General features: G+C 50.2%; 1 protein-coding gene. It reads right to left on the bottom strand.

Annotation, left to right across the window (positions count from 1 at the left end):
- Positions 1–1052, bottom strand: a 1052-nt coding sequence (gene tuf / locus NXS07_RS20260) for an elongation factor Tu (RefSeq protein ID WP_038222958.1), incomplete at both ends; no start/stop codon positions are given.

The following is a 1052-nucleotide window of genomic DNA, read 5'->3' as shown; positions in this document are numbered from 1 at the left end:
GCAATCACTTTAGCAACAACACCAGCACCTACAGTACGGCCACCTTCACGGATGGCGAAACGCAGACCTTCGTCCATTGCGATTGGAGCAATCAGGGTAACGATCATGTTGATGTTGTCACCTGGCATTACCATCTCAACGCCTTCTGGCAGTTCGATAGTACCGGTTACGTCAGTTGTACGGAAATAGAACTGAGGACGGTAACCTTTGAAGAATGGAGTATGACGGCCACCTTCATCTTTGCTCAGAATATAAACTTCTGATTCGAATTGAGTGTGCGGCTGGATTGAACCTGGTTTAGCCAGTACCTGACCACGTTGGATTTCGTCACGCTTAGTACCACGCAGCAGAACACCTACGTTCTCACCAGCACGGCCTTCGTCCAGCAGTTTGCGGAACATTTCAACGCCAGTACAAGTTGTTTTCACCGTATCTGTGATACCAACGATTGCAACTTCGTCACCCACTTTAACGATACCACGCTCAACACGACCAGTCACTACAGTACCACGGCCAGAGATGGAGAATACGTCTTCGATTGGCAGCAGGAATGGCTTGTCAATGTCACGCTCTGGTTCTGGAATGTAGGAATCCAGTGCTTCTGCCAGTTCAATGATTTTCGCTTCCCACTCTGCTTCGCCTTCCAGCGCTTTCAGCGCAGAACCACGGATGATTGGCGTATCATCGCCTGGGAAATCGTACTGAGACAGCAGCTCACGGACTTCCATTTCAACCAGTTCCAGCAGCTCTTCATCATCAACCATGTCACATTTGTTCAGGAACACGATGATGTATGGAACGCCTACCTGACGGCCCAGCAGGATGTGCTCACGAGTCTGTGGCATTGGGCCATCAGTTGCAGCAACAACCAGAACTGCGCCATCCATCTGAGCAGCACCCGTGATCATGTTTTTAACATAGTCGGCGTGGCCTGGGCAGTCAACGTGCGCATAGTGGCGAGTTGGGGTATCGTATTCTACGTGAGAAGTAGAAATGGTGATACCACGCGCTTTTTCTTCTGGTGCGTTATCGATCTGATCGAATGCACGAGC

This window comes from Xenorhabdus bovienii (assembly GCF_024721015.1).
Classification (GTDB): Bacteria; Pseudomonadota; Gammaproteobacteria; order Enterobacterales; family Enterobacteriaceae; genus Xenorhabdus; species Xenorhabdus bovienii.
This window is presented reverse-complemented; position numbering and strand designations above follow the sequence as displayed.